Below are 24,849 nucleotides of genomic sequence, written 5' to 3'. Positions count from 1 at the left end.
AAGGAGTCATTGTCATGAAAAAAACCTTACTGGCCGCAGTACTGGGTGCCTGTGTTATAAGCGCACCTGCGATGGCAGAAGAGACGGTGAAACTGAGGGTTGTGGGTCAGCCCCTGGCTACCGGTCTTATCCAGAAAAACGTGGAGCAGCCGTTCTTTGAAACCCTGCAGGAAAAAACCGGTCTGCCTCTCGAGGTGAACTACAAGCCGCTGGACACCACCGGCATCAAGGATGTGGAAGAACTGCGGGTACTGAAATCCGGCATGTTCGATCTGGTATCGCTGCGCCTGTCCCAGGTGTCCCGTGACGAGCCCACTATCCTGGGTCTCGATCTGGTAGGCCTGAGCCCGGACTACAAGTCCGGTCGCATTGTGGCCGACAAGTACAGCAAGGTAGTGGATGCGCGTCTGCAGGAACGCTTCAACACCAAGCTGCTGGGCGTATGGCCCTTCGGCCCTCAGGTTCTGTTCTGCAATCACCCCATTGCCAGCCTGAGTGATGTGAAGGGCTTGAAGGTGCGGGTCTATGACCAGAACCTGGCGCAGTTCGTCGAATCCGTGGGTGGCATTCCGGTGCCGCTCGGCTTTGGCGACGTGCACCAGAGCCTCGCGCTGGGCGTAGTGGACTGTGCCATCACTGGCCCGAGCTCCGCCAACTCCGCCGGCTGGCCGGAAGTGACCACCCATGTGCTGCCGCTGGCCTTCCAGATGGCGCTCAATGGCTACGGTGTCAACCTCGATACCTGGAACAAGTTCACGCCTGAGCAGCAGGTTACGCTGCAGGGCGCGTTCGATACCCTGGTGGATGATATCTGGACCTACTCCGAAGAGCTGTTCGACGATGCCGGACGCTGCAACGTGGGTGCTACTCCGTGTGACACTGGTACCAGCTACAAGTTGGTCGGTGTTCAGGTCAGTGACAGCGACAAGGCGCTGCTGAGCAACGGTGTGAAGGAAGTTTCCTTCCCAACCTGGTCGGAAGTTTGCGACAAGACCAATGCACAGTGCTCGGCTGACTGGAAAAAGGTACTTGGCGAGTCCGTAGGATTCTAACAGACCGACCGAACGGGCAGAGGTGGCAGCCGTCATCTCCTGCCCGTTTTTCCAACTTTAAAGCCTTAATGGCTTGAATACAGACATTGCACGCGCAATTTTCTGTGAATGAGGTGTCTTGATGAAACGTATAGAGACGATTGCCAGCATGCTGTTCGGGGCGGTGTTCCTGCTGCTGTCAGTGCTGGTTTCGGTCGAAACGGTTCTGCGTAAGTTTTTCAGCATGTCCTTGCAGGGCGCCGACGAGCTCGGTGGCTATGCTCTGGCCATCGGCGGAACTCTGGCGTTTTCCCTGGCGCTGCTGGGCCGTACCCATATTCGTATTGACCTGTTCCATGAGCTGCTGCCAATCAAGCTGCAGTCTTTTCTCAACTGGTTGTCGTCGGTCCTGATGGCCGTATTTTCTGCCGTCCTTTGCTGGACCACCTTCAAGGTGATCGGTGAAACCCAGTCGTATGGCAGCACGGCGGCCACGCCCTGGGCCACCCCCCTGATTTATCCGCAGGGTGTCTGGTTTGTAAGTATTTTCACCTTTGCACTGGTGTCCACCGGCTTTGCACTGCGGGCCAGCTGGCTGTACTTCAAGGGCGATGTCGATACTCTGAATATCGAGTTCCACCCCAAGGGTGTGTCCGAAGAAGTGAAGGAAGAGCTGGAAGACTTTGAGCATCGCTCCCATGCACAAGAGGAAGCGCAGGCACAGACAACCCACCCGGATGCCGAGTCGGTTGTTACCAAAAACGCCCACACGGGGGCTGTGAAATGAGTTTATCCATCGTATTTTTGACCTTTTTTGCCATGCTTGGCATGTTGTTAATGGGCCTGCCCATCGCCGTGACCATGGCGATGGTCGGCATGATCGGTGGCGGCATCGTGTTTGGCTGGCCTTTCCTGGAGTCCACCGGGGCTGTCATCTGGAGTGTGCACAACGAGAATATTCTTACCGCCATTCCGTTGTTTGTACTGCTGGGTGAGCTGATGCTTCGCAGTGGCATCGCCGATCGCATGTACGTGGCCATGGCGGCCTGGCTGGGGCGCCTGCCGGGCGGGCTGATCCACACCAATATTGGTTGCTGCGCGCTTTTTGCCGCCACCTCGGGCTCGTCGGTGGCCACAGCGGCCACCATCGGTACCGTGGCGCTCCCGACTCTGGGGGAGCGCAAGTATTCGATGAAACAGGCGCTGGGCAGTCTGGCCGCCGGCGGTACTCTGGGCATTCTGATTCCGCCCAGCGTTAACATGCTGATCTACGGCTCCCTGACCAACAACTCCATCGGCAAGCTGTTTATGGCAGGTCTGATACCGGGTATCACGCTGAGTCTGCTGTTCATGTGCTATATCGCCGTGACCAACTGGGGTCCGGAAGGCAAACGTGAGGAAAAGGTATCACTGCAGGACAAGATGCGCCTGTCGGTCAACCTGATTCCGCCCGCGGTGATCTTTGGCATCGTCATGGGCAGCATCTATTTAGGTATAGCCACGGCCACCGAGTCCGCAGCCCTGGGCGTGATGGCAGCACTCTTCTTTGGCTGGAAGTCCGGTCGGCTTAACCTGGAGTTTTTCCAGAACTGTTTCGTGCAGACGGCTCGAATCACCGGCATGATTCTGCTGATCATCACAGCAGCCTTTATTCTTAACCTCACCATCAGCCTGACGGGCGTGGTGGATGATCTTACCGCCTGGGTGGTGTCCTTCGGGTTGTCCACTACCGGGCTCCTGCTGGTGCTGATCCTGTTCTACCTGTGCCTGGGCATGTTTATGGATGTGCTCTCCATGCAGGTGGTGACCATTCCCATTACCTATCCCATCATGATGGCCATGGGCGTGGACCCGATCTGGTTCGGTGTCTTTATCGTGCTGATGTGCGAGCTGGGCATGATCACGCCACCGGTGGGCATGAACCTCTTCGTGGTCCAGAGCGTACGCAAGGATGGTGGCAATATTAATGAAGTTATGTGGGGCGTACTGCCGTATATGCTGATAATGGTTGGCTTTACTGTGGCGCTGATGATCTTCCCGCAGATCGCGCTCTGGTTGCCTAATCTGATGCTGTCGCCCTCCTAGAGTCAGACAGTGGACTGCCCATCGGCTTTCAGCGGGTGGGCAGGTATGGCCAGGGGCGGGCACTGCGCGATCTTGCGCGGCCGCCAACCCTATTGCCCGCGCTCAGCTGGCCGGCAGTGCCGGCAGCGGAGCGCGGGCAAACCGCTTTCTAAACCTCTCATCTAAAAAGGATGCCCTTATGTCGCTCACCCAGTCCCAAGTGGAACAGGCCGCCGATCTATTGTTGCAGGCGTACAGCAGCGGACAGCAGATCGAACAGCTGCCGGATGCACTGACGCCCCAGAGTAAGCAGGATGCCTATGCCATTCAGGCGATTGTGGCCAAGGCCCGCTGCAGTCAGCCGATCAGCACCTGGAAGGTTGGCGCTCCCAATCTGGACACCGAACCCTACGCTGCCCCCATCTTCCAGTCGGTGGTTAGCGATTCACCGACAAAGATCCCGGCCAGCAGCCTGCACATGATCGGTATCGAGGTGGAACTGGCGTATCGTTTCAACCAGGACCTGCCACAGCGGGAACAGCCCTACAGCGCTGACGAAGTCGCCGCCGCTATCGAAGGCGTCTACGTGGTGGTAGAGGTGGTGGATACCCGCCTGAAAACCTGGGAAACCTGCGCCGAAATGTGGAAACTGGCCGACAATCAGATCAATGCCGCGCTCATCGTTGGCAATGGCACCCAGGACTGGCGCACGCTGGATCCGGCGAAGCTTGCCGGTGAGCTGATCGTCGATGGAAAAGTGCTGGTGCGCGGTGAAGGCGCCCATTCGGTGGGTGATCCCATGCACCTGGTGAACTGGACGGCAAACCACCTGACCGGCCGCAATGGCGGCCTGAAACAGGGCGACCTGGTGACAACGGGTACCTGGACGGGGATGGTGTTTGTGGAGCCCGGCGCCGAGGTGGTAGGACGGTTTGAGGGAGTGGGGGAGGCGAGGGTGTCGTTTCCGGTTTGAGGTTTTCTGCCGGCTGCTAAGCTGCCCATATAACGCTTTAAAGACTAAAGCTATAAAAACTTTTCTGACAGGGCTGGTTGAAAAAGCGGTTTTTCCTGAATACTTCGGCAGCGTGCAGACAAGTCCACCGGCAGATCGAACCATTGCTCGAAAATGGCGCTGTATTTCTCCACCTACAGCCAATAAAAACCTTTATTGGAGATCAAATAATGACCAATAAATCTAAATTGTGGTCACTCACGGCACTCGAGTTGAGCAAACTTCTCACGTCCGGTGAGTTATCGCCTGTCGAACTGCTGGAGGCGACTCTTGAGCGCATTGAGCGAGTCAATCCCGCTATCAATGCCATTATCGAGATAGATTATGCCGGTGCGCGGGCCGCGGCACTGGATAGCGAACAACGCTTGCGTTCAGGTCAGGCGCGCAGCCAGCTGGAAGGTATTCCTCTGACCGTCAAGGACCATATCCTGGTCAAGGGTGTGAAGGCTTGCTGGGGCACCAGGCTGTTTAAAGATTTTGTACCTGAAAAGGATGAGTTACCCGTGGCGCGGTTAAGAGAGGCCGGCGCTATTATTCTCGGTAAAACCAATGTGCCTGAGTTTACCCTGGCCGAGTACACCGACAATCCGATTCACGGTGTTACCCGCAATCCATGGAACCTTGAATTAACGCCCGGAGGCTCAAGCGGCGGGGCCGTTGCCTCGGTGGCAGCCGGCTTGGTCCCGATTGCCATTGGTACCGATGGTGGCGGTTCCATACGACGTCCGGCTTCCCACACGGGCCTGGTGGGTTTCAAGCCTTCGATCGGCAGTGTGGCTCGCAGTGATGGCTTTCCGAAGATTCTGCTGGACATGGAAGTCTGTGGCCCGTTTGGCCGGACGGTAGCCGATGCCAAGCTGGTCTTCGACGCCATGGCAGGGCCGTCACGGCTCGACAGACGGTCCAGCAATGTGACTTCACGGAACGCGCCTAAAGAAAAACTGAACATACTCTATGTTGAGCGATTTGGCGATTCCCCACTGGATCCGGAAGTCGCTGCCAGCGTCAATGAGGCTGTCGAGATCCTGTCCGGTCTTGGGCATGAGGTCGTCCGCGGTGAGCTACCTTTTGATCTGACGGACGTCATGGCCGCGTGGCCCAAGGTGGGCGCGGTCGGTATTTCCTACATCTTTGACTTGCATCCGAATGCGCCTGAGCTGGTCTCTGAACGCTACCTGGAACTGGCCGCAGAAGGGGCAGCAACGACGTCCGCGCAGTTTGTCGATGTTATTGAAACTCTCGACAAGTTCCGTGCCCAGGTCGGGGTTGCCTTTGAAAATATCGATATCATCATGACGCCGACGGCCGCCGCGCTACCATGGCCGGCTAACATACCCTTCCCGGATGTCATCGATGGCCAGCCCGTCGGTCGCCGGGGCCATGCCGTCTATACCGGCTGGGTCAATGCCTGCGGTCACCCGTCGATCAACTTGCCGACAGCGCACTCGAAAAGCGGCCTGCCGATCGGCTTTCAGCTGGTGGGGGATTTCGGAGACGATCAAATGCTGTTTGAAGTCGCCGCACAGTTTGAGAAACAGAGCCCCTGGTTTAACAAATTTCCTGAATACGCAGAAAAATCGTAAATCTGCGGCCTCTTTCCCTGCCTGATGGGCCGGGAAAGAGGCATCACTACGCCCGTGTACTGATGTGCGATGGCAAGATCCGTTGTTCCGGTCAGGATACCGCCTTTTCCACACTCCCCCGACAGCCATCACCCGCGCGCAGTTAGCGACCTCGCCCGATAATCCCCGCTTTTAGTGACGTCATCATGCCAGACAACCCAGGGCCAGGCCTATAGCGTCGATGAGGTGGTCGCCGCCATTGAGGGCGTTTATGTCGCCATCGAGGTGGTGGATACGCGCATCAAACAGTGGCAGACCTGCGCCGAACTATGGAAGCTGGCGGATAACCAGATCAATGCGGCACTGATTATTGGCAGTAGCGTGCAGGACTGGCGCGGGCTGGACCCGGCCAAGCTTGCCGGTGAGCTGGTGGTGAATGGTGAAGTGCTGGTGCGCGGTGAAGGCGCCCATTCGGTGGGTGATCCGATGCACCTGGTGCACTGGACGGTGATGGTGTTTGTGGAGCCTGGGGCTGAGGTGGTGGGGCGGTTTGAGGGCGTGGGGGAGGCGAAGGTGAGTTTTCCAGTTTAATGGCGGTTGTTGGAAGCTTGCGGTGTTTGTCAACGTAGTTGTCGCGCAGACCATTCTGTTATGCAGCCTTATTCTGAGTCGTTTCCTGCTTCTCCGGGTTGAGCATCACCATCCCAACCGGCTGCCAGTTACGCGTGTTGCCTGACCAGCGTTCCGGTCGTTCAGAACGGGCTTGCTGGTACAGCGCATCTCGCCGAGCCAACACTTCATGATCCTGTCCACGATGCCGTTCGGCCGGCGTGACGAAGCGGATGCGACTATGACGATGTTCGTGGTTGTACCAGCGTATGAAGTCTCTCACCCAGGCCCGTGCCTCATCTAGGCTGGTGAAGCCATTATGTGGCCACTGCGGGCAGTATTTCAGCGTTCTGAACAACGACTCCGAGAAGGCGTTGTCATTGCTGACCCGCGGTCGCCCACGCGACGGTGTGATCCCCAGGTCGTACATTTTGCTTAGCAGTGTGACGGACTTCATCGGCGCGCCGTTATCCGAGTGCAGTACCAGCGGCTGATGCAGGCACTGCTCGCTGAGCACGCTGCGTTGCAGCAGAGCTGCGGCCTTATCGCCGCATTCCTGTTCATGCACCTCCCAACCCACGCCCTTGCGACTGTAAAGGTCCTCGATCAGATACAGATAGTAATACTGGCCCCGCACCGGCGAGGGTAAATACGTGATGTCCCAAGACCAAAGCTGGTTCGGCCCGTTCGCAGCGTGCGTCGTGGGTGCCGGATGCCTTTTCGGGCGCTGAACGCGGCCCCGGCGATGCTGCTGATCGGCGGCATGCAGCACCCGATAAAAGCTGCTTTCAGATGCGAGATAACGGCCCTGATCGGCCAGCCGGGGCACGATCTGGCTCGGTGGAAGATGCGCGTATTCCGTGCTGTTGCAGAGCTGCAAGATCGTCTCGCGTTCAGCATCAGTCAGGGCATTCGCCGGCGTGGGCCGCGGCGTGGTCGTGCGACCATCGGCTTTCGGCGCGCCTTCCTGTGTCCAGCGTTGCAGCGAGCGCAGACTAATCGCCAGTTCCTTGCAGGCGACTTGTTTTCGGGCGCCGGCGGCCATGGCTTCAGCAATCCAAGCGACATAGTCCTGCCGGACCGACAGCGCCGTTAGCTGTCCTCGCTGTCGTCCCCCCAGTAGGCATTGAGCTTTTTTCGCAGCACCAGGATCGCGGCCGCCTCGGCCAGTGCCTTGTCCTTGCGTCTGAGTTCACGCTCCAGTTCGCGGATACGTTTCTTGTCGGCCTTGGCCTGTTCGCGATCGAGCTGACGTTGGGCCTTGGCCGTCTGCTGACCCGACAGACAGGCGTCACGCCACGCTTTGACCTGTTGGGGATACAACCCTTTACTGCGGCAGTATTCGCTCAGCTCGATTTCAGACAGCGCGGCGGTCTCAATCACCACCGCCAGCTTGGATTCAGCTGACCAGTTATCCGTTAACTTTTGATCTCCGGGCACCGCAGCACCTCCCGCTTTGGCCTGTTTTCGCCAAGCATACAGGGTTACATCGGAGATGCCTTCCTGGCGGGCGAGCTCGGCCACAGACATATTGTGGGGCGGCAAAAGCTTCTTCAGCAGCGCTTCTTTACGCTCGGGTGAATAACGTCGCATCGCATGACTCTTTCCGTCCCCGGTGCTTTGATTTAGGTGAAACTGATCAGGCGACAACTACCCTGACACCGGGGGCTTGGGTGCTAAACGGGTCGGTTAGTGGTTTTGATTGAGTCTGTATTTCGCCTCTCGGCGACCTACTTTCCTTGTTACGCGACAAGGAAAGTAGGCAAAGGAAACGCGCCCCGATGAAGCCTTTTCGCTGCGCTCTGAGGCCATTTTTAGGGCGCAGCTAACGGAACATCCTGTTCCTAATCTGCGGCTCGACAGTCCCTGTCTCGCCCCTTCGGGCCAATTCGAAAAATGACCCCAGTGCTCGCCGGCTTCATAAGGGGTGGGAGCCGTTCTGAGGTTTCGGCGCCAGAACTACTTAATGAGTCAAAAGGCAAGACCTGCCCCCTGCGTCCCGTGTGCTTGCCGGCTTCCTGGCTTTTTTCTGGATATATATTAAAGCGAACTAAGCTTTACGAAGGCACTATTTGATAGGAAAGGGGCAAAAGGAAAGACCTGACCCCGCCTATGACCTTGCCTCAAAAATAACTTCATAAAATTTATAGCCACCAAATATAACCACTAAAAGGAAGAGACACTTATAGATTTGATTTAGCACCGAACCCTCCTTGTATGTTTAACGCTGAGCTTAGCGGCGCCCCTGTAATGGAGGCGAAGCCGCAATGAAAAGGGCGTCCGGCGGCCATCGGCCGCGCACTACAGCGACTTGTTAAAGCTTTTTCCCACACACGGATACAACCCCATAAAGTCGTCGATCTACAGAGCTTCCATTGGGGTTTGGCTGGGCCTTCATCATCGCGTCGTACTCCCGCATTCCAAACTCTGACTCCATTCCATTTGCAAGACACGTACAGTACGACCGTGCCATAGATCCTGGTAGTCCTTGAGACTGCATGCTTTGGGCGCACCGATCTATATATGATCTTTTGGAACCTTCGGGCCAAGAATCATTCGCCCAGAGACTGGCTGAAAACAAAAAAGTCATAACGAAAAGGAATAATTTCATGAAACCTACCTGTGGCTTTAACGCCTCAAGCAGGGGCGCAGCTTTGCTACGTCCCTTGGCTCGATTTGTTATGTTTTAGTTTCTCATTCATAGCCTTTAACCAATTTAGTGTACTGCTTCGTAATTATGCGAACTTAAATAACACCTTTCGGTCTGAGCTTATTCTGCCCAGCCAAGAGCACAAAAATGCGCGTAGCCCCGGGGCCAGAAAAACGAAGTTTTTCGACAACAGTGCCTTGTTATGAGTTTTATTCAAATTCTAGATACGCAGGTAAGTTATTCGTTATTGAATACCAACTTGCTTTCTGAGAAACCCATATATGATTCTTTTCACTAGACATTGGGTCATCATCTAGAGAGCCCAACCGCAATATTATATACTGAGCATTATCTCTCTTTGCATATATTTGGGTGCCACAGTTAGAGCAGAAGTAGCGCTTTTTACCTTTGGAAGACTCGAAAGATTTTAGGTTTTTACTTCCAATTAGCTTGAACTCAGCCTCATTTACAGCTGCGACACTAGAAAATGCTGAACCATGCGCTTTCCGGCAAGTAACACAATGACAGTGAACTATGTCACCTACCTTACCCGATATCTCGTATTTCACATTCCCGCAAAGACAGCTACCAGTGATCATTATTTCCTCGATACTTATTACTCATAACGCCGCCGTAACGGGCCGAAGCTGCGTAGCAGCGAAGGTCCGAGCCCAACGCAGTTGGGCTGAACGTTGACGGCTTTGTTAAGTGTTTTGCTTTGCATAAGATTTGATATGAGTTGCAGCCGCAGTTTCAGGTTTTAGGCCACCCGTAAGGAATGTGCTTCTCGTTGAACCATCTGGTAAATAGACCGTAAGTTCGTCACCGATTACAGAATACTCAGCAGTGTATATTTTTCCTTGATATTCGACGGAAATTTCCTCGTTCATTTAGGACTCTCCGTTCTGTATAAGTGTATACATATACATTCCTGTTTCCTTCCAAGAGCGCATTAGTTCGCCGCACTGGCAATGAAAACTATCTTTGTCTTTCAACGGTAACTCTTTGTATCGTACGGAATACAGAGCACCACAACTCGGGCACTCTTCTTCTTCAAGGTCATACTCATCCCAGGTTGCCATATCTATCTCCTTTAGTGATGTGGCTATTGACGCTTAACGCTTTGCTCACCGGAAAGTTGGGAGCGCAGCGAGTAACTTTTCCGCGTGCAGCAATTTGTTAGGTGCTTTTTTCACTCGGAGCATGCGATTTCCACTGTTCTTTTACGTAGTCATAGAAACCTTGAACACCGGGAACTTTAACGATTTGAGCGAGCTCCTGCCCTGCCTGGGTAAGCAGAATTTGTCCAATAGATATCTGGTTTTCTTGGCCTTCTTTTATTACCAATTGCAAAGGTTGTCCGCAATACGTCACCGCAAAACTTTTTGGTAACCCTGTCCTACTAAATCCCGCAAGTGAATTAAACTGAATGAGCCCTAAGCTATCCAAATGAGATAAGCTATTAAAATTAATCCCTAAGTTATTATAGATTGGGGCTTGGCTATCAAAGATTAAAGGGGTGAAATTTCCAACAGCCCAGCCGAACCTGCATAAAGTCTGAAAAAGCTCAGCATCTCTTTTATCAAGGTCACTGAGTAGGTTAACAGTCCTTCTAGAAAATGAGCCTGGCTTGTTTGCTTCGCCTGCAAGAACATTAGCCCATAAAGCCTGCATATCTTCATCAGAAACAATCCTAGACTTATCAAAGAAGTTTGTGACCCAATCGTCTTCCATTTTTGCAGGATCAGATTGTTCCTCAAGGAGAGGAATAGATTTTTTGGTGATTTCCTCCATATTTTCTTGGCGATTAGCTTCTTCTTCGACAAAGCGGTGCATAGCTCTGCGATGCAGGTCAGTAATTTGTATCTCTGATTCTGCTTTAATCAAATTTGCTTCTGCCTCTGCTTTTGCAATACGTTTTATTTGCCAAGGTTCAAATACACCACCAATTGCTGATGAGACCTTTTCAATTAATGTATTGGCAGGCTTAGAAAGCTCACCAAGGTTAACTAATGATGTGGAATTATCGTCTGACATTATTTACACCTAACGCCAGCAACAGGGGCGGCCAAATAAGCGCAGCGTTTTGGGCGTCCCGCGACCGAAGGGAGCATACTGGTTGCTCTTGTTATACATCAGCTACCTACTTCGATGCCATTTTCTTGTGCGTATTGGACTTTTGGGTCTTTAATCATATAAATCACGCCGCCTTGGCTAGATTTATCTCCAGTTTTCTTTATTAGCCCCATATTTTCCATGGCAACTACATAGTTGTTGGTAGAGCCGCCTGTCTTGGCCATCTCGTTCAACTTGTTTTTGGTAAATCTATCCGAGTCCAACTTCATAAGATGTTTTATATACGAGTACACATCCATAGAATCCGCGCGGGCTTTCGCTTTCCTTGGATAGTACTCGTAGTAATTAAATTGTTGAACGAAATCCCTAATACCGATGCTCACCGCTTGGCTAGATATTTTGCTTGAGTGATCTATTTCGTATTGGGATTTTATTGATTTGTCAATTAAGTGCCATAGATCGCGAGGGTTCTCATTGCTCATAGCAACAAGATCGTTAAGAACCTCAACTCCATCAGGTGAAAATAGTTCTTCGATATGATTCACTTTTTTATTAGAAAACGCAGAAAGCCTTTTCCCAGTCGCTTCTTTCAGCGCTTCTGGGGTCCATGAAAGCGGCTGAAATATTAACTTTTGTGTTCTTACATTTGACTTTATTGAATTAAATGGAGTTGACCAAACAAAAAGTACTACTTTGAATAAGTCATTAACCATAACCTTATTGTTGGAAGCAATACCTTCTAAGTAATTAGAAATTGATTCTGAATCATTTTTAAATCTAGGATCTTCATCAAGTTTATCAATTATTACTACAATTTCTGATATCTTGGACTTTCTTATCAGAGAGCACAGTTTGCTTAAATAAAAAAAGCTCCGTTCCTCATCTGTAAAACTCTCATCTACTTCTGATTCTAACTTCTTAAAATACTCTGAATCTCCTGAGTCGAACTCAGGCAATGCTGAAAAATGTTTAGTAAGTGCATCACTAGCAACTTTAGTTGCTGCTTTTAGCCCATAATTAAGTGCAACTCGTGTAGTGTTATACAGACCTATAGCCGTACGTTTAAGTAGCCCATTTTGTATTTTTTTAATCTGCTCAGTTAATTGTGCTTTTGTAGAGGATTTAACAAATCGATGAAGATACATCGACAGATCTATCCGCTCATCCTTATTATATTTCCAGAGGCTAGCTGGATTAAAGCTCATTGCGTGAAAGAATTCACCAGCAATAGATTCTATTAAAAATTCATATAATCGTTCAGGAGTATAGCTCTCTTCTAATTTTGAAAATTCTTCGATTTTTACTAGCAGGGTTCCTACAGTTTTCTTTCTCCGGCTTATATCTAGATTCAGTGCAGTTTTACCAGTTCCTCTCTCGCCGGAGATAATTATTGAGCTACTCTTAATTCCTTCATCAATTACAGAGTAGTTTTGAGGCTTTTTATAGATGCTATCACCTTTCTCCGTTTCCGATTCTGCTGTATAGACCGAAAAAGGGTAAGTCTCTAAACCTAGTGATTTGTAATATTCCTCAAATTCCAAAGAAACTCTCCTTATGATGTATAACGCCCGCATTTGGGGCCGTAGTGAAGCGCAGCGGAACGGAGGTCCCAGCCCCGCAGGGGCGAACAACATGCGCTTGTTAAGGTGCCCGGAGCTAGAACAGTGGCAGACATAGGATGAGCACCAATGAAAGCATGCCAAACAGCAATGTGATTGCCCCAAGCCATGAAAGCTGCTTGATACCAACACCTTTATTAATTTTTCTGAGAACGGTACCAGCAATTAGCCATAAACCGGAACCCAAATAAATTGTACTTAGCAACCTTGCCTCTAACCCCTGGAAAGTCACAAATGTTCCCATTGGTGGATTCCCGCGCCCCACAACAGTACAGCTCGCAAACATTAAAGCGTAAATGCCATAAGCAAGAAGCATTAATCCAAAAACAAAACCCAATATCATTTGGACTTTTTCATATCTCGGCATTGATGCCACTTCGATGCTCATTCGCTTTTGCACCTTAACGCCAAAAGCAGGCGCGCCGCTTTCTGGCGTCGCCCTGACTTTTCTTGTTAGAGCTATACCTGCTCAAAGATTTTTCTATCCCTGATAACATTACTTTCTAGAAAGAACTCGTAATCGGATATCCATTTATCAGCCGACGCCGATTCAATCTGATACTTCCTCAATACTGACCTTATTTGGTTTGGAGAAGGACACTCCCAACTTTCAAAATTCATCAGGTCATTTATTTCCTTTCCTGCCTTCTTTTGCTCATCAGATGCATTTACATTAATTTTGCTGGGCTCTGGCCTTTCTTCGACAGCATCTCGTATTGCACGCTGGTAGATTACCGATATACCTTTCTTCCAGTCTTTCTCTGCGAGCGCTAGTTGGGCCTCAGTTGCACCAATCTCCCTCAACGCCTCAATGATGTTGTCGTGAAGTTCCAGTCGCTTTTTTAGCGACATTCCACCCATAAAGCTGCCTGCCATGAGGTCAGTGAGAGTAGCTTCAGATGTAGTGGTGGCAACCTGTCTTAGTTGATCAATTGTTGCCGCCGCCCTTTCGATTTGCTCCTTCATTTTTGCTTTCACTGGTCCAAGCGAAAGCTCCGCCAAATCGCCGATCTTAGCCATAAAGGTTGCGAACGCTCCACATAGTGCCGCTACCCAGCTTGTCGATTGGTCATCGAAATGTATGCCAATTAAAAGTGGCGCAACTAAAGTGAATGCTATTCCGAGCCAAAATAAAACGTTCACTCTTTGCTCTCCCTGACTCACCGCTCTAACGACAAGGTAATGGGCAAAGTGCGCAGCACTTTGTCCAGCCGTAGGCGACATTGACCGCCTTGTTATGTGTTGCTACTTGCGCCATATTTTTCCTTTGCCAGTGCGCTCGAAAGTTTAGATAACTTTGGAGGGCCGCCACCATGCATATGACTAGAGGGATAACTCATTTCCCAGTACGCACCATCTTTTGGATTTTGATACAGAATCTCCCAGCTATCTCCGTTAACGGAGATTTCCTTTAGTGCATATTTTACAAGCCAATCTATACGCTCACACGAATGGTTCGCAACGACCTTACCAGCCGACTGCTCAATCCATTCCCCGACAATTTCGCTTTCAGTGCTATCTATATCCATATTCTCAAGAGTACACATAACGCTTTGCTAAGCGGCAATAAAATAGCTGGCTATAATTAGTGAGGAACGAACAAAAGCCAGCTGTTTTTTCCGTTTAAGCAACTTGTTAAATTTTATCGCGCCAAGCCTATTTTAAATAAGACTTCATCACCCGACATCTTTTCTTTATATTTAATACCAATCTGGTTTGCTATATCAGAATCAACATAACTCAAATTACCATCAATCATGCTAGAATCAATTTCTTTGATAGTATCTACCAAAGTTAAATCAATTATTTTATTACCTTTGGCTAGCCAACAATGAATATTGTACTTTTCCTTTTTCTCGCCTTTTATCCACGATTTAAGTGTCTTATCCGAAAAAAAGAAACGAGGTTGCCCCTGAAAGTGAAACCAACCTATGACCAACCTCACATCATTCCCTAAAAGCTTCCGAGCTTCACCTAACATCCCATAACTGATAGTTGTACAGTTTCCTGCTAGCTTTGATCCGATCTGAGGCGAGTGTATAGCCATTTCTTTTGCTCTGTTATATAGAGCTTCCATTTGCAGCTTAGTTGGCACAGTATTCCCTTATAAATTTAACATTTGTATCGTAGCCTCGGAGGCCGATTTGCCCGAGGGCAGTATTCCCTGATGGTTTTTCGTCAAAAACGGGCTCAAAGCTAGGCAACATGAGCCATTGAGGCCATCTGCTCAATCGACCTGAATCTTACAAAACGATCACCAAGCCTCATATCCACTTTTTTACTATGCCTTGTAACTTCATGATTTAAAATAAGTATCCGCAAATTTTTAGTCACACACCAGGATACTGGCCTCCAAGGCTGTTTATCCGAGGTGCAGGGTCTTGTCTTTTGCTTTTTACCACAACAGATCTCGATTCACGAATCACCATCAAGTCGAAAAACCACGCTACCGCCCGTCCTGTGACGGAATACGAGAGGCGCTGGGCGCGGGTCAGGGAGTGTAGAAGAGGGGGAGTGGGGTGAATGAGAATGATCACCCAGCCTGGCTTCCGTGCTCAGCTGACGATTGTGGTGGTGCTTTACCATGTATGCCGGGCGCGGGGTTCTTGTTGCGCGACGCGGCGGTGTTTTGTGGCAGGGCGCATCCGCTGCGATGCCTGCTGACCGTCTACTGGGTACTTACCAAATGGTGACGGACTCATTGAAGTTACAACAGGGGCTGCCGGCTGTACAGGCGTTAGTATCGCCTGGCGACCAAATATCAGAACGGCTCTCATCCCCCTCAGCAGCCGACGAGCACCGGGATTTTGCTCCGATCAGACCCAGAGGGGCGAGACAGGGACTGTCGAGCCGCAGATTGAGGACATGGATGTCCTCTTAGCTGCGTCCGGAGCAAAGTTCCGGCGCGCAGTGAAGCCGTAGGCCGGCTGATGGGTGGTGCGCTTCCTTTGCCTACTTTCCTTGTCGCATAACAAGGAAAGTAGGTCGCCGGGAGGCGAAATACGCACTTCACCAAAACCACATATCGACCTTTGTATCGATAATCATTCAGGTAGCCGCCAAATCACCATTTAACGTCATCCCCTTGAGCGCATCGAGCACAACGATGCTTGCCGACAATACGCCGGCAGCAAGGTGCCAGAGCGTAGCGAAAATGCTTCGTCGCGGGGCGCGACTTCTACGGCCATCGCGAAGCTTTCGCAGGGAATCAGGCTGCGCAAGTTTCATTAGATCACTCAAACTATCAGAACGGCTTTCATCCCCCTTATGAAGCCGGCGAGCACTGGCGTCATTGTACGATCAGGCCCGCAGGGGCGGAGACAGGGACTGTCGAGCCGCAGATTAGGCACAGGATGTGCCGTTAGCTGCGCCCGTACAATGATGTCAGAGCGCAGCGAAAAGGCTTCATCGGGGGCGCCTTTCTTTGGTTACTTTCTTTGCGCGTGCAAAGAAAGTAACGCGCCAGCAAGGCGCAATCCGGACAATCAAACCGCTTCGATACACCCGGCTGCACCGCTGCTATGCGGCCCTTCCCACCAGTCTTTGTTCACAGACCAACCGACCAAGCCCGCCAAGTGTTACCCATGTTGTTGAACTGAACTGTTACCTATGTGGGTGAACCGTACCCCACTCTTGACCCTGATAGAAGGTGCAACAGCGAACCGTCGGATGTGCCGGCGTTTGCGGGGCAGGGCGGCTAGCTGCAACGGAGAGATTTTAACTCCGGCAGGGGCCAGCTTTGCAGGCACCGGACCGACCGTTTTCGCCACTTCAGACCGCGTCGGTGGGCCTGACTGACGGGCGAAAATTACGCCTGGGAAGGGGCCAGAAGGGGTACGGAAATTGCTTCGAAAACGAGGGCAAAAAGAGGTTTTTTCCCTGGCTAGAATATTTTTGCGCTCTTTGCAACTATTTCTGTTTTTGGCTATTGACGCACTGCACAAAAACTCTATAATCGCGCGCCTCAAGTCGTGACACGCCTCGCTCCAGACGGCATATGCCGCCCCAGTTCGTAGCTCCGACCTTCTTAAATTTAACTCTAACCGACAGGACTAAAAGGCCTCATGGCACACATGCAGCACCCATTTCACCTGGATATCGAACTCGTGGAAAAGCTTATTTACGGTGCCACTCTTATTACGTTTGGCATGATGCTGGTTCGCTGAAAGGCGCTACCTCCGTGCAGCTGTACCTCTGAGTCTTCTTCGGTGTGCCTTCTTTGACGCTAGCTGCTAGCGTCATCGGCGCCGCTGTCTGTCCTGCCGCGGTTCGCGTTTGGCCTGTCTGTCGCCTGTTCGGCTGATGGATGTTGGTGCGGGTGATTGGTGAGTCGTTATTGGTAATGGGTTATTAACCCGGCGGCAATTTAGGTCTGATATAATGTGCGCATGAATACCGACGCACGCAAGCTCAGCACAGAGCAACAGGAACTTCTCAGGCAGCAAGCCATTCGACTCCGTTTGAAAGGCAAAACTTTCCGTGAAATCGGGCAGCTGCTCAATGTTCACCCCGATACTGTTGGACGCTGGTACCAGCGTTATGAAGCCGGCGGCAAGGCGGCCTTGACAGTACAAAAACGGGGCCCCAAGAACAAACCGCGTCGCCTGACCGAGGCGCAGGAGCAGCGTGTCATTGAGGCGGTTAAAGACCAGATGCCGGATCAGTACAAACTGGGTTTTGCGCTCTGGACGCGGCGTGCTATCGCTCAGCTAATCAAGCAATTCTGGGGGATCGACATTCCGGTTCGGACTCTGGGAGACTACCTCAAGCGCTGGGGCTTCTCGCCGCAGAAGCCGCTAAAGAAAGCCTGGGAACAGAACCCGGCCCGGGTCGATGCTTGGCTAAAAGAGGAGTATCCGCAAATCAAGGCGCGCGCCAAAGCAGAGAACGCGCAGATTTTCTGGGGTGATGAAACCGGGATCAAGAATACAACCCAGCATGGCCGTAGCTATGCTCCGATCGGCAAAACGCCCGTGCAGCCACTGCCGGCCAAGCGCGTATCACTGAATATGATCTCGGCGATCACCAACCAGGGGACCGTGCGTTTCATGCTGTACGAATCGATGATGAACGCCAAGGTTCTGATCAAATTTCTTCGGGCACTGATCGAATCTACGCCCGGCAAAGTGTTTCTGATTCTGGATAACCTGCGCGTCCACCATGCCAAGATAGTGAAGCGCTGGCTCGCAAAGAAGCCCGTGAAGCGCTATCTGGAAGTGTTCTTTTTGCCCGCGTACTCGCCTGAACTGAACCCGGATGAATACTTGAACTGCGATTTGAAGAACATGGTGCACAGCGGTCCGGCGGTTCGTTCGATTGACGACCTGAAGAAACGCACTCGATCGTGCATGCTCACATTGCAACGTCGGCCAGAACGGGTAAAAACCTATTTCCGGGCAGGACACATTCGGTATGCCGCATGATCGATGTATTTATCCGCCGGGTTAATAGCAGGCTTGCGTGCTGCATGCCTGCTTCATCTGGTCGATCGTCATAATCAACCCGCTATCTGATTAATAGGCGCCGGCGCCGTAAATCAGTTCATAGCTGTGGCTGTAGATTTCCAGAATGTTTCCAAACGGGTCTTCCATATAGATCATGCGGTAGGGCTTTTCGCCGGGGTAGTAGTAGCGCGGTTTTTCCATGCGCTTTTTGCCGCCGGCGGCGACGATGCGCTCGGCCAGTTCTTCGACGTTCGGGTCCTGCACGCAGAAGTGGAATATGCCGGTCTTCCAGTATTCAAAATTGTTTTCAGGGTTAACCTGACCCTTGAATTCGAACAGCTCCACGCCTATGCGATCACCGGTTGAAAGGTGGGCGATACGGAATCTGTCCCAGTTGCTGCCGAACACATCGGTACACATCTCACCGATGGGACTGTTGTCTTCAACGATTTCGGTGGGTTTCATAATCAGATACCAGCCCATCACCTGGGTATAAAACTCGACGGCTTTTTCGAGGTCCGGTACGGATATGCCTATATGGGAGAAATTGCGCGGGTAAACATTACTCATGGGGTGCTTCCTGTTTTGAGTTCCAGCACAGGTTACAAATACCGATTGATTATGTAAAATTATCAACTATTATAGTTTGAGTATTTTATGTAATGATTAATCCTGTCTGGCTTAACAGTTTCTGCCGGCTGGTTGAGGTCGGGCATTTCACCCGTACGGCCGATCAGCTGCACATGACGCAGTCGGGCGTGAGCCAGCATGTGCGCAAGCTCGAAGAGCAGCTGGGGCGCCCGCTGCTGCTGCGTCAGGGCAAGCAGTTCACCCTGACCGACGAAGGGGCGCGGCTCTATCATGAAGGCCGCAGCATTATTCGTTCGCTGTCCGATCTGGAAGAGCTGGTCTGTGCCGATTCCGCGCACGAGGGGCTGGTAAAGCTTATATCGCCGGGCAGTGTGGGGCTCAAGCTCTATCCCCATTTGCTTGAGTTGCAGCGCCGCCACCCTGGGCTATCCATCGATTATCGCTTCGGGCCCAATTCCGGCGTTGAAACGGCCATCGCCGGTTTTGAGGTGCATATCGGCTTTATGACGCGGCCATCCTCCCTGGGGGAAGTCAGCAGTACCGCCGTTGGGCGCGAAGCCCTGTTGCTGGTAACCCCCGCCGAGGTAGAGGTGCCCAGCTGGGATGCATTGCTGGCGCTGGGGTTTATTGACCATCCCGATGGCGCCCATCACGCCGCTTTGCTGCTGGGCGCCAACTACCCGGAATTTCAGCACACCGAGCAGTTCCGCCAGAGCGGTTTTTCAAATCAGATCAACCTGATCCTGGAGCCGGTATGCCTGGGGCTGGGCTTTACCGTGCTGCCAGCGCACGCGGTGGATGCTTTCCAAAAGCCCGAGCAGATTAGGGTGCACCCGCTCGTCAACCCGGTAAATGAAACCCTCTACCTGTGTTATCACCGTAAAAAGCCAATCCCCAACCGCGCCAAAACCGTGATAGCCGAAGCAGAGAAGTGGATTTAACGGCGGGTAGCGCAGCGGTTCCACCATTCCCGCCAAACCGCGATGCATAAAAAAGCCCGGCATCATGGCCGGGCTTGTGTGTATAAAACGTACTGTGTATCAGGCGGGTGCTTTGGCGCGGGACTTGTATTCGCCGGTACGGGTGTCGATTTCGATCCAGTCGTCGGTGTCGCAGAAGTCCGCGACCTTGATTTCGGTGCCGTTGGCGAGGCGGGCGACTTTCATCACTTTGCCTGAGGTGTCGCCACGGGCGGAGCCTTCGGTGTAGGTGAGCTGGCGCACTATGTTGGTGGGCAGGTCGACGGAAATGACCTTGCCTTCAAAGAAGACGGCGGCGCAGATGTCGGTCATGCCTTCAACGATAAAGGGCAGCACAGTTTCCAGGTCTTCGGCATTGAGTTCGTACTGGTTGTAGTCTTCGTCCATAAAGACATAAACCGAATCGCTGGAGTAGGAGTAGGTTACGTCGACGCGATCGAGTATTACCTGCTCCATTTTGTCGTCTGCCTTGTACACGGTCTCGGTGGACGAGCCGGTCAGCAGGTTTTTCAGCTTCATTTTTACAATGGCGCTGTTACGACCCGATTTTGTGAATTCGGCCTTTTGTATCAGCCAGGGCTGGCTGTCGATCAGAGCCACACTATTGGGTTTCATTTCTTGTGCGGTTTTCATGGGAATGTCCAGGACAATGGAGGTGGAGATAATTCAAGAAGCCGCATCATAGCCATTTTCGAAAAAACTGCACTAGGGCCGTGGAAATATTTATCTGGCTACTTAGCTGAGTACACCAGGCATCGCTATGGGCCTCCAGTTCCGGCCAGACTTGCCGTAATGCCTGTTCGCTTTGCGCCATGTTCTGGCCGCTGTTCCAGGCGTGCCACTGAGCCTGCAGCGCGCTGCCTGTGGCCTGGCTCAAGCCCTGGCAGTAAATTTTCAGGAAGGCATCAAGCTTTTCCATATGGGCGTTTTCCTGCTGTGGATAAATATGCCAGAGCAGCGGTTTTGCCGCCCACTGGGCGCGAATAAAGGAATCTTCGCCGCGCACTACATTTAAATCACAGCTCCAGAGCAGGCGGTCGTAATCCGGCTGGCTTAAAAAGGGCAGCAGCTGCACTTTTAAAGCCCCCCGTTGGTGTTGATCCTTTTCCGATAATTGTTTTACGCCGAGCCATTCTTGCAGTTCAGCAACAATTCGACCCTGGGGCACCAGCAGGTGGCTGGCTTGGGTCGCGGCAGCCAGAGTATCCAGCCAGCTGAACAGGCTTTTGTTTTCATAAGAGAAAAGCGACACCAGGCGGCTATTATTTTGCGGGAAGACACCCAGTGTATTTAAAAAGTGCTGGCGCGCGACCGGGCTCTGCTGAAAGCGCCGGCGCTGTTCAATCAGCCTGGCTTCACGCAGAAGCCCACCGGTACCCTGCGTGAAGCCTGGAAAGAAGAAGTATTTTTGCAGTCCGCGGGGCTGGAGTGAGGGCAGGCCATGACAGCCGGCGACCCAGTCTTCGGCGCTGAGGTATTCCAAATTCAGCCAGAGCGAGGGGCGGGTACGCTGCACCATGGCTTCTATATAGTCCTCGGGCAGCTGGCAGCCAAACGCCTCGATCACCACATCCGCAGCTTTTACCGGAGAAAGGCTCTGCGGTGCGCACCTCAATGGAGCAGAGCCATGCACCCAGTGCTGCACTACTACGCCCTGGTGAAGCTGCAGCGCATCCTGGTCGTTCGCCTCGGGACACAGGCGACAGAAGCTCTGCAGATCATCGATCCACAGACGCACGCTCTGGTCGTGCTCGGCCACCAGTTGCCGCGCCAGGCGCCAGGTAACACCGATATCACCGAAATTGTCGATAACGCTGCAAAAAATATCCCAGCTCGCGCGCATGCCGAATCCGCCGTTAAAGGCTCAATGAAGTGGCGTCATTATGCCCGATGCGCGGCTGCAGGGCTTAGAGCAGATTGACGGGGACCTTTATGTAACTGACACCGTTGTCCTCCGGCGCTGGAAAGGCCCCGGCGCGGATATTGATCTGTACCGAGGGGACCATAAGCTTTGGCGTGGGCAGCGTCTTGTCACGGGCATTACGCATCTGCACGAAGTCAGCTTCGCTGATGCCCTTATGAACGTGGATGTTGCTGCGCCTTTGCTCCGCGACGGTGCTTTCCCAGCAAATGCTGTTGCGCCCATCAGGCAGGTAATCGTGGTTCAGGAAGATGCGGGTGTCTGGCGGCAGCGCAAAGACTTTCTGGATGGAGCGGTACAGCGCCTGGGCGTCGCCGCCGGGGAAGTCTGCTCTGGCGGTGCCATAGTCGGGCATAAAGAGGGTGTCGCCGACGAAGGCTGCATCGGCGATAACATGGGTCATGCAGGCCGGTGTATGCCCAGGCGTATGCAGGGCCCTGGCCTCAAGTGAGCCGACCCTGTAGTTCTCGCCATCCCTGAAGAGGTGATCAAACTGGCTGCCGTCGGTACGAAAGGCGGCTTCAGCGTTAAACAGTTTGGCGAATATCTTCTGCACCTGGGTGATCTGCTCGCCAATACCGGTGCGCCCGCCCAGCTGGGTCTTCAGGTAATGGGCCGCAGACAGGTGGTCGGCGTGTACATGGGTGTCGATAATCCACTGGGTTGTCAGACCCTGGGCTTTCACATGTGCGATCAGCCTGTCGGCGGAGGCCGTCGAGGTACGGCCAGAGGCGGCGTCATAATCCAGCAACGAGTCAATAATCGCGCAGCTGCGGCTGTCCGGGTCCGTGACTATGTGGCTGACATTGTTGGTGGCTTCATCAAAAAAGGAAGTGATATCAGGCTTTTTCACGGGAACATCCTTTTGTAAATCGAGTGGGTTCCGCAGTAGCTAGCAGATCGCAGGCTTCAGGCCTTGGGTCTCAGGAGCGCTGCAGCATGCGGGTGGCAAGCATGCCGGCCAGCATGGCGACGACGAAAATTGCAGCCTGCCCGGGGGCTGCGCCAAGTGCCGCGATGGCAGGGCCTGGGCACAAGCCGACCAGTCCCCAGCCGATACCGAACAGGATGGCGCCGCCAACGAGCTTGCGGTCAATCACGGACCCCTTTGGCAGGGAGAAGCTGGCTTCGAACAGGGGTTTTGGGCGCTTAAGGACAAAGCGCAGGCCGATGGCATAAACAAGCACGGCGAAGGCCATAACAAAGGCCAGAGACGGATCCCAGTCGCCGAAAACATCCAGAAAGCCGATCACCTTGGCCGGGTTGATCATGCCGGAGATCATCAGGCCGGCGCTAAAGAGCGCTCCTGTGAGGAAGACCATTAATAGGCGCATGACTTAATTCCCCAGAAGCTGTGTGTTGATGGCGACGGTCACAATGGCGCTGGCCATAAAGAGTCCCGTTGCAACCAGTGAGCGTTTAGACAGGCGTGAAACCCCGCAGACGCCATGGCCGGAGGTACAGCCATTGCCCAGGGTCGTACCCAGGCCAACGATGGCGCCGGCGATGATCAGCATGGGGGTGCTGGCGCTGATCTCTATGGCCGGCATGGTGCCGGACGCTGCGCGCCAGGCCAGAGGCGCGGCGATAATGCCAGCGACAAAAGCTAGGCGCCATTGCCAGTCGATGGCCAGCGGAGGCAGCAAGCGGCTGACAATGCCACTGATGCCCATAATCTTGCCGTGGCTGGCCATCAGGAGCAGGGCGGCGGCGCCGATCAGGATGCCGCCTATAGAGGCGGCGATATAGTCATGCATGGGTCAGGCTCCTGTTTTATCCTGGCAAAAGGTGCTGTAGAGAAAGGCCATGATTTGCCTGACGTCTTCGTCGACGATGCTGTAGTAGATGGTTTGGCCATCCCTGCGTGCCGCAATGGCACCCTCGCGGCGCAGTATGGCCAGCTGTTGCGACATGGCCGGTGGCTTCATGCCCACGGCATCACAGAGCGCCCCCACGGACTTTTCGCCCTCCACCAGGTGACAGAGCGTCATGAGTCGCTGTCGCGTTGACAGCAATTTCAAAAGTCCGGCGACGCGGTCGGCGGTGTGTTCCATCTGAGTAATTTGCATATTTCATAATATATGCAAGTATTGAAGTGTATGGCAAGTGAAATAGTTGGCAGTTGAAATAAGTAACCAGTCTGCCGGCAGGCGTCTGCTGTGAGGGCAACAAGGGGGAGCAAGAAGACAAGGCCGGTGCCTGCCTTGTCTGCCTTGCAAAGGCTTAACTGCTTGTTAGCTGTCTGCTTAGTTGCCGGCTGCAACCTTGATCATGATGTGGGCGTAGGGGGTGCCTTTCCACATTACATAGACAGGGTCAGCCGGGTTTGTTGATATGCCCTCCAGCATGGCGGGATCGGGTACAGCTATCATCAGGTGCGGCCCTTCCTTTACCCAGTCGTCACTGCTGGCGGGATCCGTCGCATAGGGATCGCTGTTGCTTACGCCGGCGGCCGTTCCTTCGCCGGCCAGCATGTAGGACACGCTGAGGCTGTCGGGCTTGAAATCCTGTTTGCCCATCATGGCGCCCATCATGGAATCCCATACGGGTTCGTTGCACATGGGGCCGGTCATTTCCTGTTGCGGGTAGCAGGTATAGTTGTTGGAGCCTTGGCGCAATAGAGTGCCATCGGCTGCCTTGATGGTGGCGTTTGCGGTTACGGCGGGCGGGCCTGCGCTTTGGGCGCTGGCAATCATGTCGGCCTTTTCGTCTGCCAGCGCCAGGCTGCATCCGAGCAGGCCGAGGCAGGCACAGGTACGTGTGAGCTTGCTGTACATGGTAGTCACCTTTAGGGTTGTTTTTGTATACGTGGGTACAGCGAAAGCACCCGTTCAAAGTATAGGTGTGCGGGGGACCCTGGAAGGGGATCTGAGGTTGCAATACGAGGTTGCGAGACCGGGCCTGCGCAAAGTTTGCGTGACCTTTGCTTGTATATTGGGTCGCCAGCTCTTACATTGCCGTCTCTTTCTACTTACATTGCTGGCGCCCCATGAACCGACGCAAAAAAATCAACCAGATCCTCGGTAAAAAGGCCAAGAAGGCCAACCTGAGGGAGAACCCAAGCCATCACAGGCCGCGTTATATCTCCAAGGCCGAGCGTGAAAAGGCGCAGGCGGCGGAAGCTGCTGCACTGGCTGAAGTGTCGCAGGATACCGGTGCTGAAAACGGTGCTGAAGATGCGGGTACTGAAGAGGGTACTGCTAAAGGCGCAGGCGCTGAAGGTTAAAAGCCCGCGTTGTTTCAGCGCCAGAGCGGGCATAGGGCGGTGCCGGGGCTCTGGCTGGAAGAGC

General features: G+C 52.9%; 26 protein-coding genes. 9 read left to right on the top strand and 17 right to left on the bottom strand.

The window, feature by feature from the left end; translation table 11 throughout:
* The first annotated feature begins 14 nt into the window (after window positions 1-14).
* The 6 genes from A8C75_RS17740 to A8C75_RS17715 all read left to right on the top strand — a co-directional run bounded on the left by A8C75_RS17740 (window position 15) and on the right by A8C75_RS17715 (window position 6,260).
* Window positions 15-1,052 (top strand): TRAP transporter substrate-binding protein, encoded by a 1,038-nt coding sequence (locus tag A8C75_RS17740; RefSeq protein ID WP_067385462.1) that lies wholly within the window; start codon window positions 15-17, stop codon window positions 1,050-1,052.
* Window positions 1,053-1,173: 121 nt separating this feature from the next.
* A complete protein-coding gene (locus tag A8C75_RS17735; protein ID WP_084784134.1) occupies window positions 1,174-1,818 on the top strand; it encodes a TRAP transporter small permease in 645 nt (214 codons plus the stop codon).
* A complete protein-coding gene (locus A8C75_RS17730; RefSeq protein WP_067385461.1) occupies window positions 1,815-3,116 on the top strand; it encodes a TRAP transporter large permease in 1,302 nt (433 codons plus the stop codon). The genes A8C75_RS17735 and A8C75_RS17730 overlap by 4 nt, the downstream gene beginning before the upstream one ends.
* 178 nt (window positions 3,117-3,294) lie before the next feature.
* Complete coding sequence (locus A8C75_RS17725) at window positions 3,295-4,068, top strand: 2-keto-4-pentenoate hydratase (protein ID WP_067385458.1); 774 nt, start codon at window positions 3,295-3,297, stop codon at window positions 4,066-4,068.
* Between the two features lie 209 nt (window positions 4,069-4,277).
* Complete coding sequence (locus tag A8C75_RS17720) at window positions 4,278-5,690, top strand: amidase (RefSeq protein ID WP_067385457.1); 1,413 nt, start codon at window positions 4,278-4,280, stop codon at window positions 5,688-5,690.
* Between the two features lie 174 nt (window positions 5,691-5,864).
* A complete protein-coding gene (locus A8C75_RS17715; RefSeq protein ID WP_157890323.1) occupies window positions 5,865-6,260 on the top strand; it encodes a hypothetical protein in 396 nt (131 codons plus the stop codon).
* A 58-nt stretch (window positions 6,261-6,318) separates the two neighbouring features.
* On the opposite strand, the gene A8C75_RS23200 is transcribed toward A8C75_RS17715, so the two are convergent.
* The 9 genes from A8C75_RS23200 to A8C75_RS17675 all read right to left on the bottom strand — a co-directional run bounded on the left by A8C75_RS23200 (window position 6,319) and on the right by A8C75_RS17675 (window position 14,718).
* Window positions 6,319-7,871 (bottom strand): IS3 family transposase gene (locus A8C75_RS23200; RefSeq protein WP_120785161.1). Its coding sequence is split into 2 segments (ribosomal slippage): window positions 6,319-7,409 and window positions 7,409-7,871, totalling 1,554 coding nucleotides; the frame shifts between segments, so codons are not numbered across the junction.
* A gap of 1,266 nt (window positions 7,872-9,137) precedes the next feature.
* Complete coding sequence (locus A8C75_RS23195; RefSeq protein WP_084784133.1) at window positions 9,138-9,527, bottom strand: GFA family protein; 390 nt, start codon at window positions 9,525-9,527, stop codon at window positions 9,138-9,140.
* A gap of 105 nt (window positions 9,528-9,632) precedes the next feature.
* Window positions 9,633-9,818: a hypothetical protein gene (locus A8C75_RS23680; RefSeq protein WP_157890322.1), complete on the bottom strand. Its 186-nt coding sequence runs from the start codon at window positions 9,816-9,818 to the stop codon at window positions 9,633-9,635.
* A 289-nt stretch (window positions 9,819-10,107) separates the two neighbouring features.
* A complete protein-coding gene (locus tag A8C75_RS17695) occupies window positions 10,108-10,965 on the bottom strand; it encodes a DUF2806 domain-containing protein (RefSeq protein ID WP_067385451.1) in 858 nt (285 codons plus the stop codon).
* A gap of 98 nt (window positions 10,966-11,063) precedes the next feature.
* Complete coding sequence (locus A8C75_RS23190) at window positions 11,064-12,545, bottom strand: P-loop ATPase, Sll1717 family (RefSeq protein ID WP_162272092.1); 1,482 nt, start codon at window positions 12,543-12,545, stop codon at window positions 11,064-11,066.
* A 115-nt stretch (window positions 12,546-12,660) separates the two neighbouring features.
* Complete coding sequence (locus A8C75_RS17685; RefSeq protein ID WP_067385447.1) at window positions 12,661-13,011, bottom strand: hypothetical protein; 351 nt, start codon at window positions 13,009-13,011, stop codon at window positions 12,661-12,663.
* Window positions 13,012-13,082: 71 nt separating this feature from the next.
* On the bottom strand, window positions 13,083-13,766 hold the full coding sequence (locus tag A8C75_RS17680; protein WP_067387484.1) for a hypothetical protein: 684 nt from the start codon (window positions 13,764-13,766) through the stop codon (window positions 13,083-13,085).
* Window positions 13,767-13,858: 92 nt separating this feature from the next.
* Window positions 13,859-14,170, bottom strand: a complete 312-nt coding sequence (locus tag A8C75_RS23185; RefSeq protein WP_084784131.1) for an Imm27 family immunity protein — start codon at window positions 14,168-14,170, stop codon at window positions 13,859-13,861.
* 95 nt (window positions 14,171-14,265) lie between these two features.
* On the bottom strand, window positions 14,266-14,718 hold the full coding sequence (locus A8C75_RS17675) for a hypothetical protein (protein ID WP_157890321.1): 453 nt from the start codon (window positions 14,716-14,718) through the stop codon (window positions 14,266-14,268).
* Between the two features lie 2,293 nt (window positions 14,719-17,011).
* On the opposite strand from A8C75_RS17675, the gene A8C75_RS17670 reads away from it, so the two are divergent.
* A complete protein-coding gene (locus A8C75_RS17670) occupies window positions 17,012-18,046 on the top strand; it encodes an IS630 family transposase (RefSeq protein ID WP_067378797.1) in 1,035 nt (344 codons plus the stop codon).
* A gap of 90 nt (window positions 18,047-18,136) precedes the next feature.
* Here the strand turns inward: A8C75_RS17670 and A8C75_RS17665 are convergent, their stop codons facing one another.
* Entirely contained in the window at window positions 18,137-18,637 is a 501-nt protein-coding gene (locus A8C75_RS17665; protein ID WP_067385443.1) for a lactoylglutathione lyase family protein, read from the bottom strand.
* A 92-nt stretch (window positions 18,638-18,729) separates the two neighbouring features.
* Between A8C75_RS17665 and A8C75_RS17660 the strand changes: the two genes are divergently transcribed.
* Window positions 18,730-19,599 (top strand): LysR family transcriptional regulator, encoded by an 870-nt coding sequence (locus tag A8C75_RS17660; RefSeq protein WP_067385441.1) that lies wholly within the window; start codon window positions 18,730-18,732, stop codon window positions 19,597-19,599.
* A gap of 99 nt (window positions 19,600-19,698) precedes the next feature.
* Here A8C75_RS17660 and A8C75_RS17655 read toward each other — a convergent pair whose 3' ends face one another.
* The 7 genes from A8C75_RS17655 to A8C75_RS17625 all read right to left on the bottom strand — a co-directional run bounded on the left by A8C75_RS17655 (window position 19,699) and on the right by A8C75_RS17625 (window position 24,336).
* On the bottom strand, window positions 19,699-20,271 hold the full coding sequence (locus A8C75_RS17655; RefSeq protein ID WP_067385439.1) for an elongation factor P: 573 nt from the start codon (window positions 20,269-20,271) through the stop codon (window positions 19,699-19,701).
* A gap of 46 nt (window positions 20,272-20,317) precedes the next feature.
* Window positions 20,318-21,481: an elongation factor P maturation arginine rhamnosyltransferase EarP gene (gene earP, locus A8C75_RS17650; protein ID WP_067385437.1), complete on the bottom strand. Its 1,164-nt coding sequence runs from the start codon at window positions 21,479-21,481 to the stop codon at window positions 20,318-20,320.
* 64 nt (window positions 21,482-21,545) lie between these two features.
* Window positions 21,546-22,412 carry an MBL fold metallo-hydrolase gene (locus A8C75_RS17645; RefSeq protein ID WP_067385434.1) on the bottom strand — a complete coding sequence of 289 codons (867 nt, stop codon included), beginning with the start codon at window positions 22,410-22,412 and terminating at the stop codon, window positions 21,546-21,548.
* Between the two features lie 70 nt (window positions 22,413-22,482).
* Window positions 22,483-22,893 carry a DUF6691 family protein gene (locus A8C75_RS17640; protein WP_067385432.1) on the bottom strand — a complete coding sequence of 137 codons (411 nt, stop codon included), beginning with the start codon at window positions 22,891-22,893 and terminating at the stop codon, window positions 22,483-22,485.
* Between the two features lie 3 nt (window positions 22,894-22,896).
* Window positions 22,897-23,316, bottom strand: a complete 420-nt coding sequence (locus A8C75_RS17635) for a YeeE/YedE family protein (RefSeq protein WP_067385430.1) — start codon at window positions 23,314-23,316, stop codon at window positions 22,897-22,899.
* A 3-nt stretch (window positions 23,317-23,319) separates the two neighbouring features.
* Window positions 23,320-23,613 (bottom strand): ArsR/SmtB family transcription factor, encoded by a 294-nt coding sequence (locus tag A8C75_RS17630; RefSeq protein ID WP_067385428.1) that lies wholly within the window; start codon window positions 23,611-23,613, stop codon window positions 23,320-23,322.
* Window positions 23,614-23,805: 192 nt separating this feature from the next.
* Window positions 23,806-24,336 carry a hypothetical protein gene (locus tag A8C75_RS17625; RefSeq protein WP_067385426.1) on the bottom strand — a complete coding sequence of 177 codons (531 nt, stop codon included), beginning with the start codon at window positions 24,334-24,336 and terminating at the stop codon, window positions 23,806-23,808.
* A gap of 212 nt (window positions 24,337-24,548) precedes the next feature.
* Here A8C75_RS17625 and A8C75_RS17620 point away from each other — a divergent pair, with 212 nt between their 5' ends.
* Entirely contained in the window at window positions 24,549-24,785 is a 237-nt protein-coding gene (locus A8C75_RS17620) for a DUF2986 domain-containing protein (protein WP_067385424.1), read from the top strand.
* Window positions 24,786-24,849 lie beyond the last annotated feature (64 nt).

It is taken from the genome of Marinobacterium aestuarii (assembly GCF_001651805.1).
GTDB classification, from domain to species: domain Bacteria; phylum Pseudomonadota; class Gammaproteobacteria; order Pseudomonadales; family Balneatricaceae; genus Marinobacterium_A; species Marinobacterium_A aestuarii.
Note: the sequence above shows the minus strand (reverse complement) of the source record. Positions and strands in the feature narration are given on the sequence as shown.

What these genes read in the sequence shown, in the direction of transcription:
- A8C75_RS17740 (WP_067385462.1), top strand. Translation starts at nt 15, where the DNA reads ATGAAAAAAACCTTACTGGCCGCAGTACTGGGTGCCTGTGTTATAAGC.
- A8C75_RS17735 (WP_084784134.1), top strand. Translation starts at nt 1,174, where the DNA reads ATGAAACGTATAGAGACGATTGCCAGCATGCTGTTCGGGGCGGTGTTC.
- A8C75_RS17730 (WP_067385461.1), top strand. Translation starts at nt 1,815, where the DNA reads ATGAGTTTATCCATCGTATTTTTGACCTTTTTTGCCATGCTTGGCATG.
- A8C75_RS17725 (WP_067385458.1), top strand. Translation starts at nt 3,295, where the DNA reads ATGTCGCTCACCCAGTCCCAAGTGGAACAGGCCGCCGATCTATTGTTG.
- A8C75_RS17720 (WP_067385457.1), top strand. Translation starts at nt 4,278, where the DNA reads ATGACCAATAAATCTAAATTGTGGTCACTCACGGCACTCGAGTTGAGC.
- A8C75_RS23195 (WP_084784133.1), bottom strand. Translation starts at nt 9,527, where the DNA reads ATGATCACTGGTAGCTGTCTTTGCGGGAATGTGAAATACGAGATATCG.
- A8C75_RS23680 (WP_157890322.1), bottom strand. Translation starts at nt 9,818, where the DNA reads ATGAACGAGGAAATTTCCGTCGAATATCAAGGAAAAATATACACTGCT.
- A8C75_RS17695 (WP_067385451.1), bottom strand. Translation starts at nt 10,965, where the DNA reads ATGTCAGACGATAATTCCACATCATTAGTTAACCTTGGTGAGCTTTCT.
- A8C75_RS17685 (WP_067385447.1), bottom strand. Translation starts at nt 13,011, where the DNA reads ATGAGCATCGAAGTGGCATCAATGCCGAGATATGAAAAAGTCCAAATG.
- A8C75_RS23185 (WP_084784131.1), bottom strand. Translation starts at nt 14,170, where the DNA reads ATGTGTACTCTTGAGAATATGGATATAGATAGCACTGAAAGCGAAATT.
- A8C75_RS17670 (WP_067378797.1), top strand. Translation starts at nt 17,012, where the DNA reads ATGAATACCGACGCACGCAAGCTCAGCACAGAGCAACAGGAACTTCTC.
- A8C75_RS17665 (WP_067385443.1), bottom strand. Translation starts at nt 18,637, where the DNA reads ATGAGTAATGTTTACCCGCGCAATTTCTCCCATATAGGCATATCCGTA.
- A8C75_RS17660 (WP_067385441.1), top strand. Translation starts at nt 18,730, where the DNA reads ATGATTAATCCTGTCTGGCTTAACAGTTTCTGCCGGCTGGTTGAGGTC.
- A8C75_RS17655 (WP_067385439.1), bottom strand. Translation starts at nt 20,271, where the DNA reads ATGAAAACCGCACAAGAAATGAAACCCAATAGTGTGGCTCTGATCGAC.
- earP (WP_067385437.1), bottom strand. Translation starts at nt 21,481, where the DNA reads ATGCGCGCGAGCTGGGATATTTTTTGCAGCGTTATCGACAATTTCGGT.
- A8C75_RS17640 (WP_067385432.1), bottom strand. Translation starts at nt 22,893, where the DNA reads ATGCGCCTATTAATGGTCTTCCTCACAGGAGCGCTCTTTAGCGCCGGC.
- A8C75_RS17635 (WP_067385430.1), bottom strand. Translation starts at nt 23,316, where the DNA reads ATGCATGACTATATCGCCGCCTCTATAGGCGGCATCCTGATCGGCGCC.
- A8C75_RS17630 (WP_067385428.1), bottom strand. Translation starts at nt 23,613, where the DNA reads ATGGAACACACCGCCGACCGCGTCGCCGGACTTTTGAAATTGCTGTCA.
- A8C75_RS17625 (WP_067385426.1), bottom strand. Translation starts at nt 24,336, where the DNA reads ATGTACAGCAAGCTCACACGTACCTGTGCCTGCCTCGGCCTGCTCGGA.
- A8C75_RS17620 (WP_067385424.1), top strand. Translation starts at nt 24,549, where the DNA reads ATGAACCGACGCAAAAAAATCAACCAGATCCTCGGTAAAAAGGCCAAG.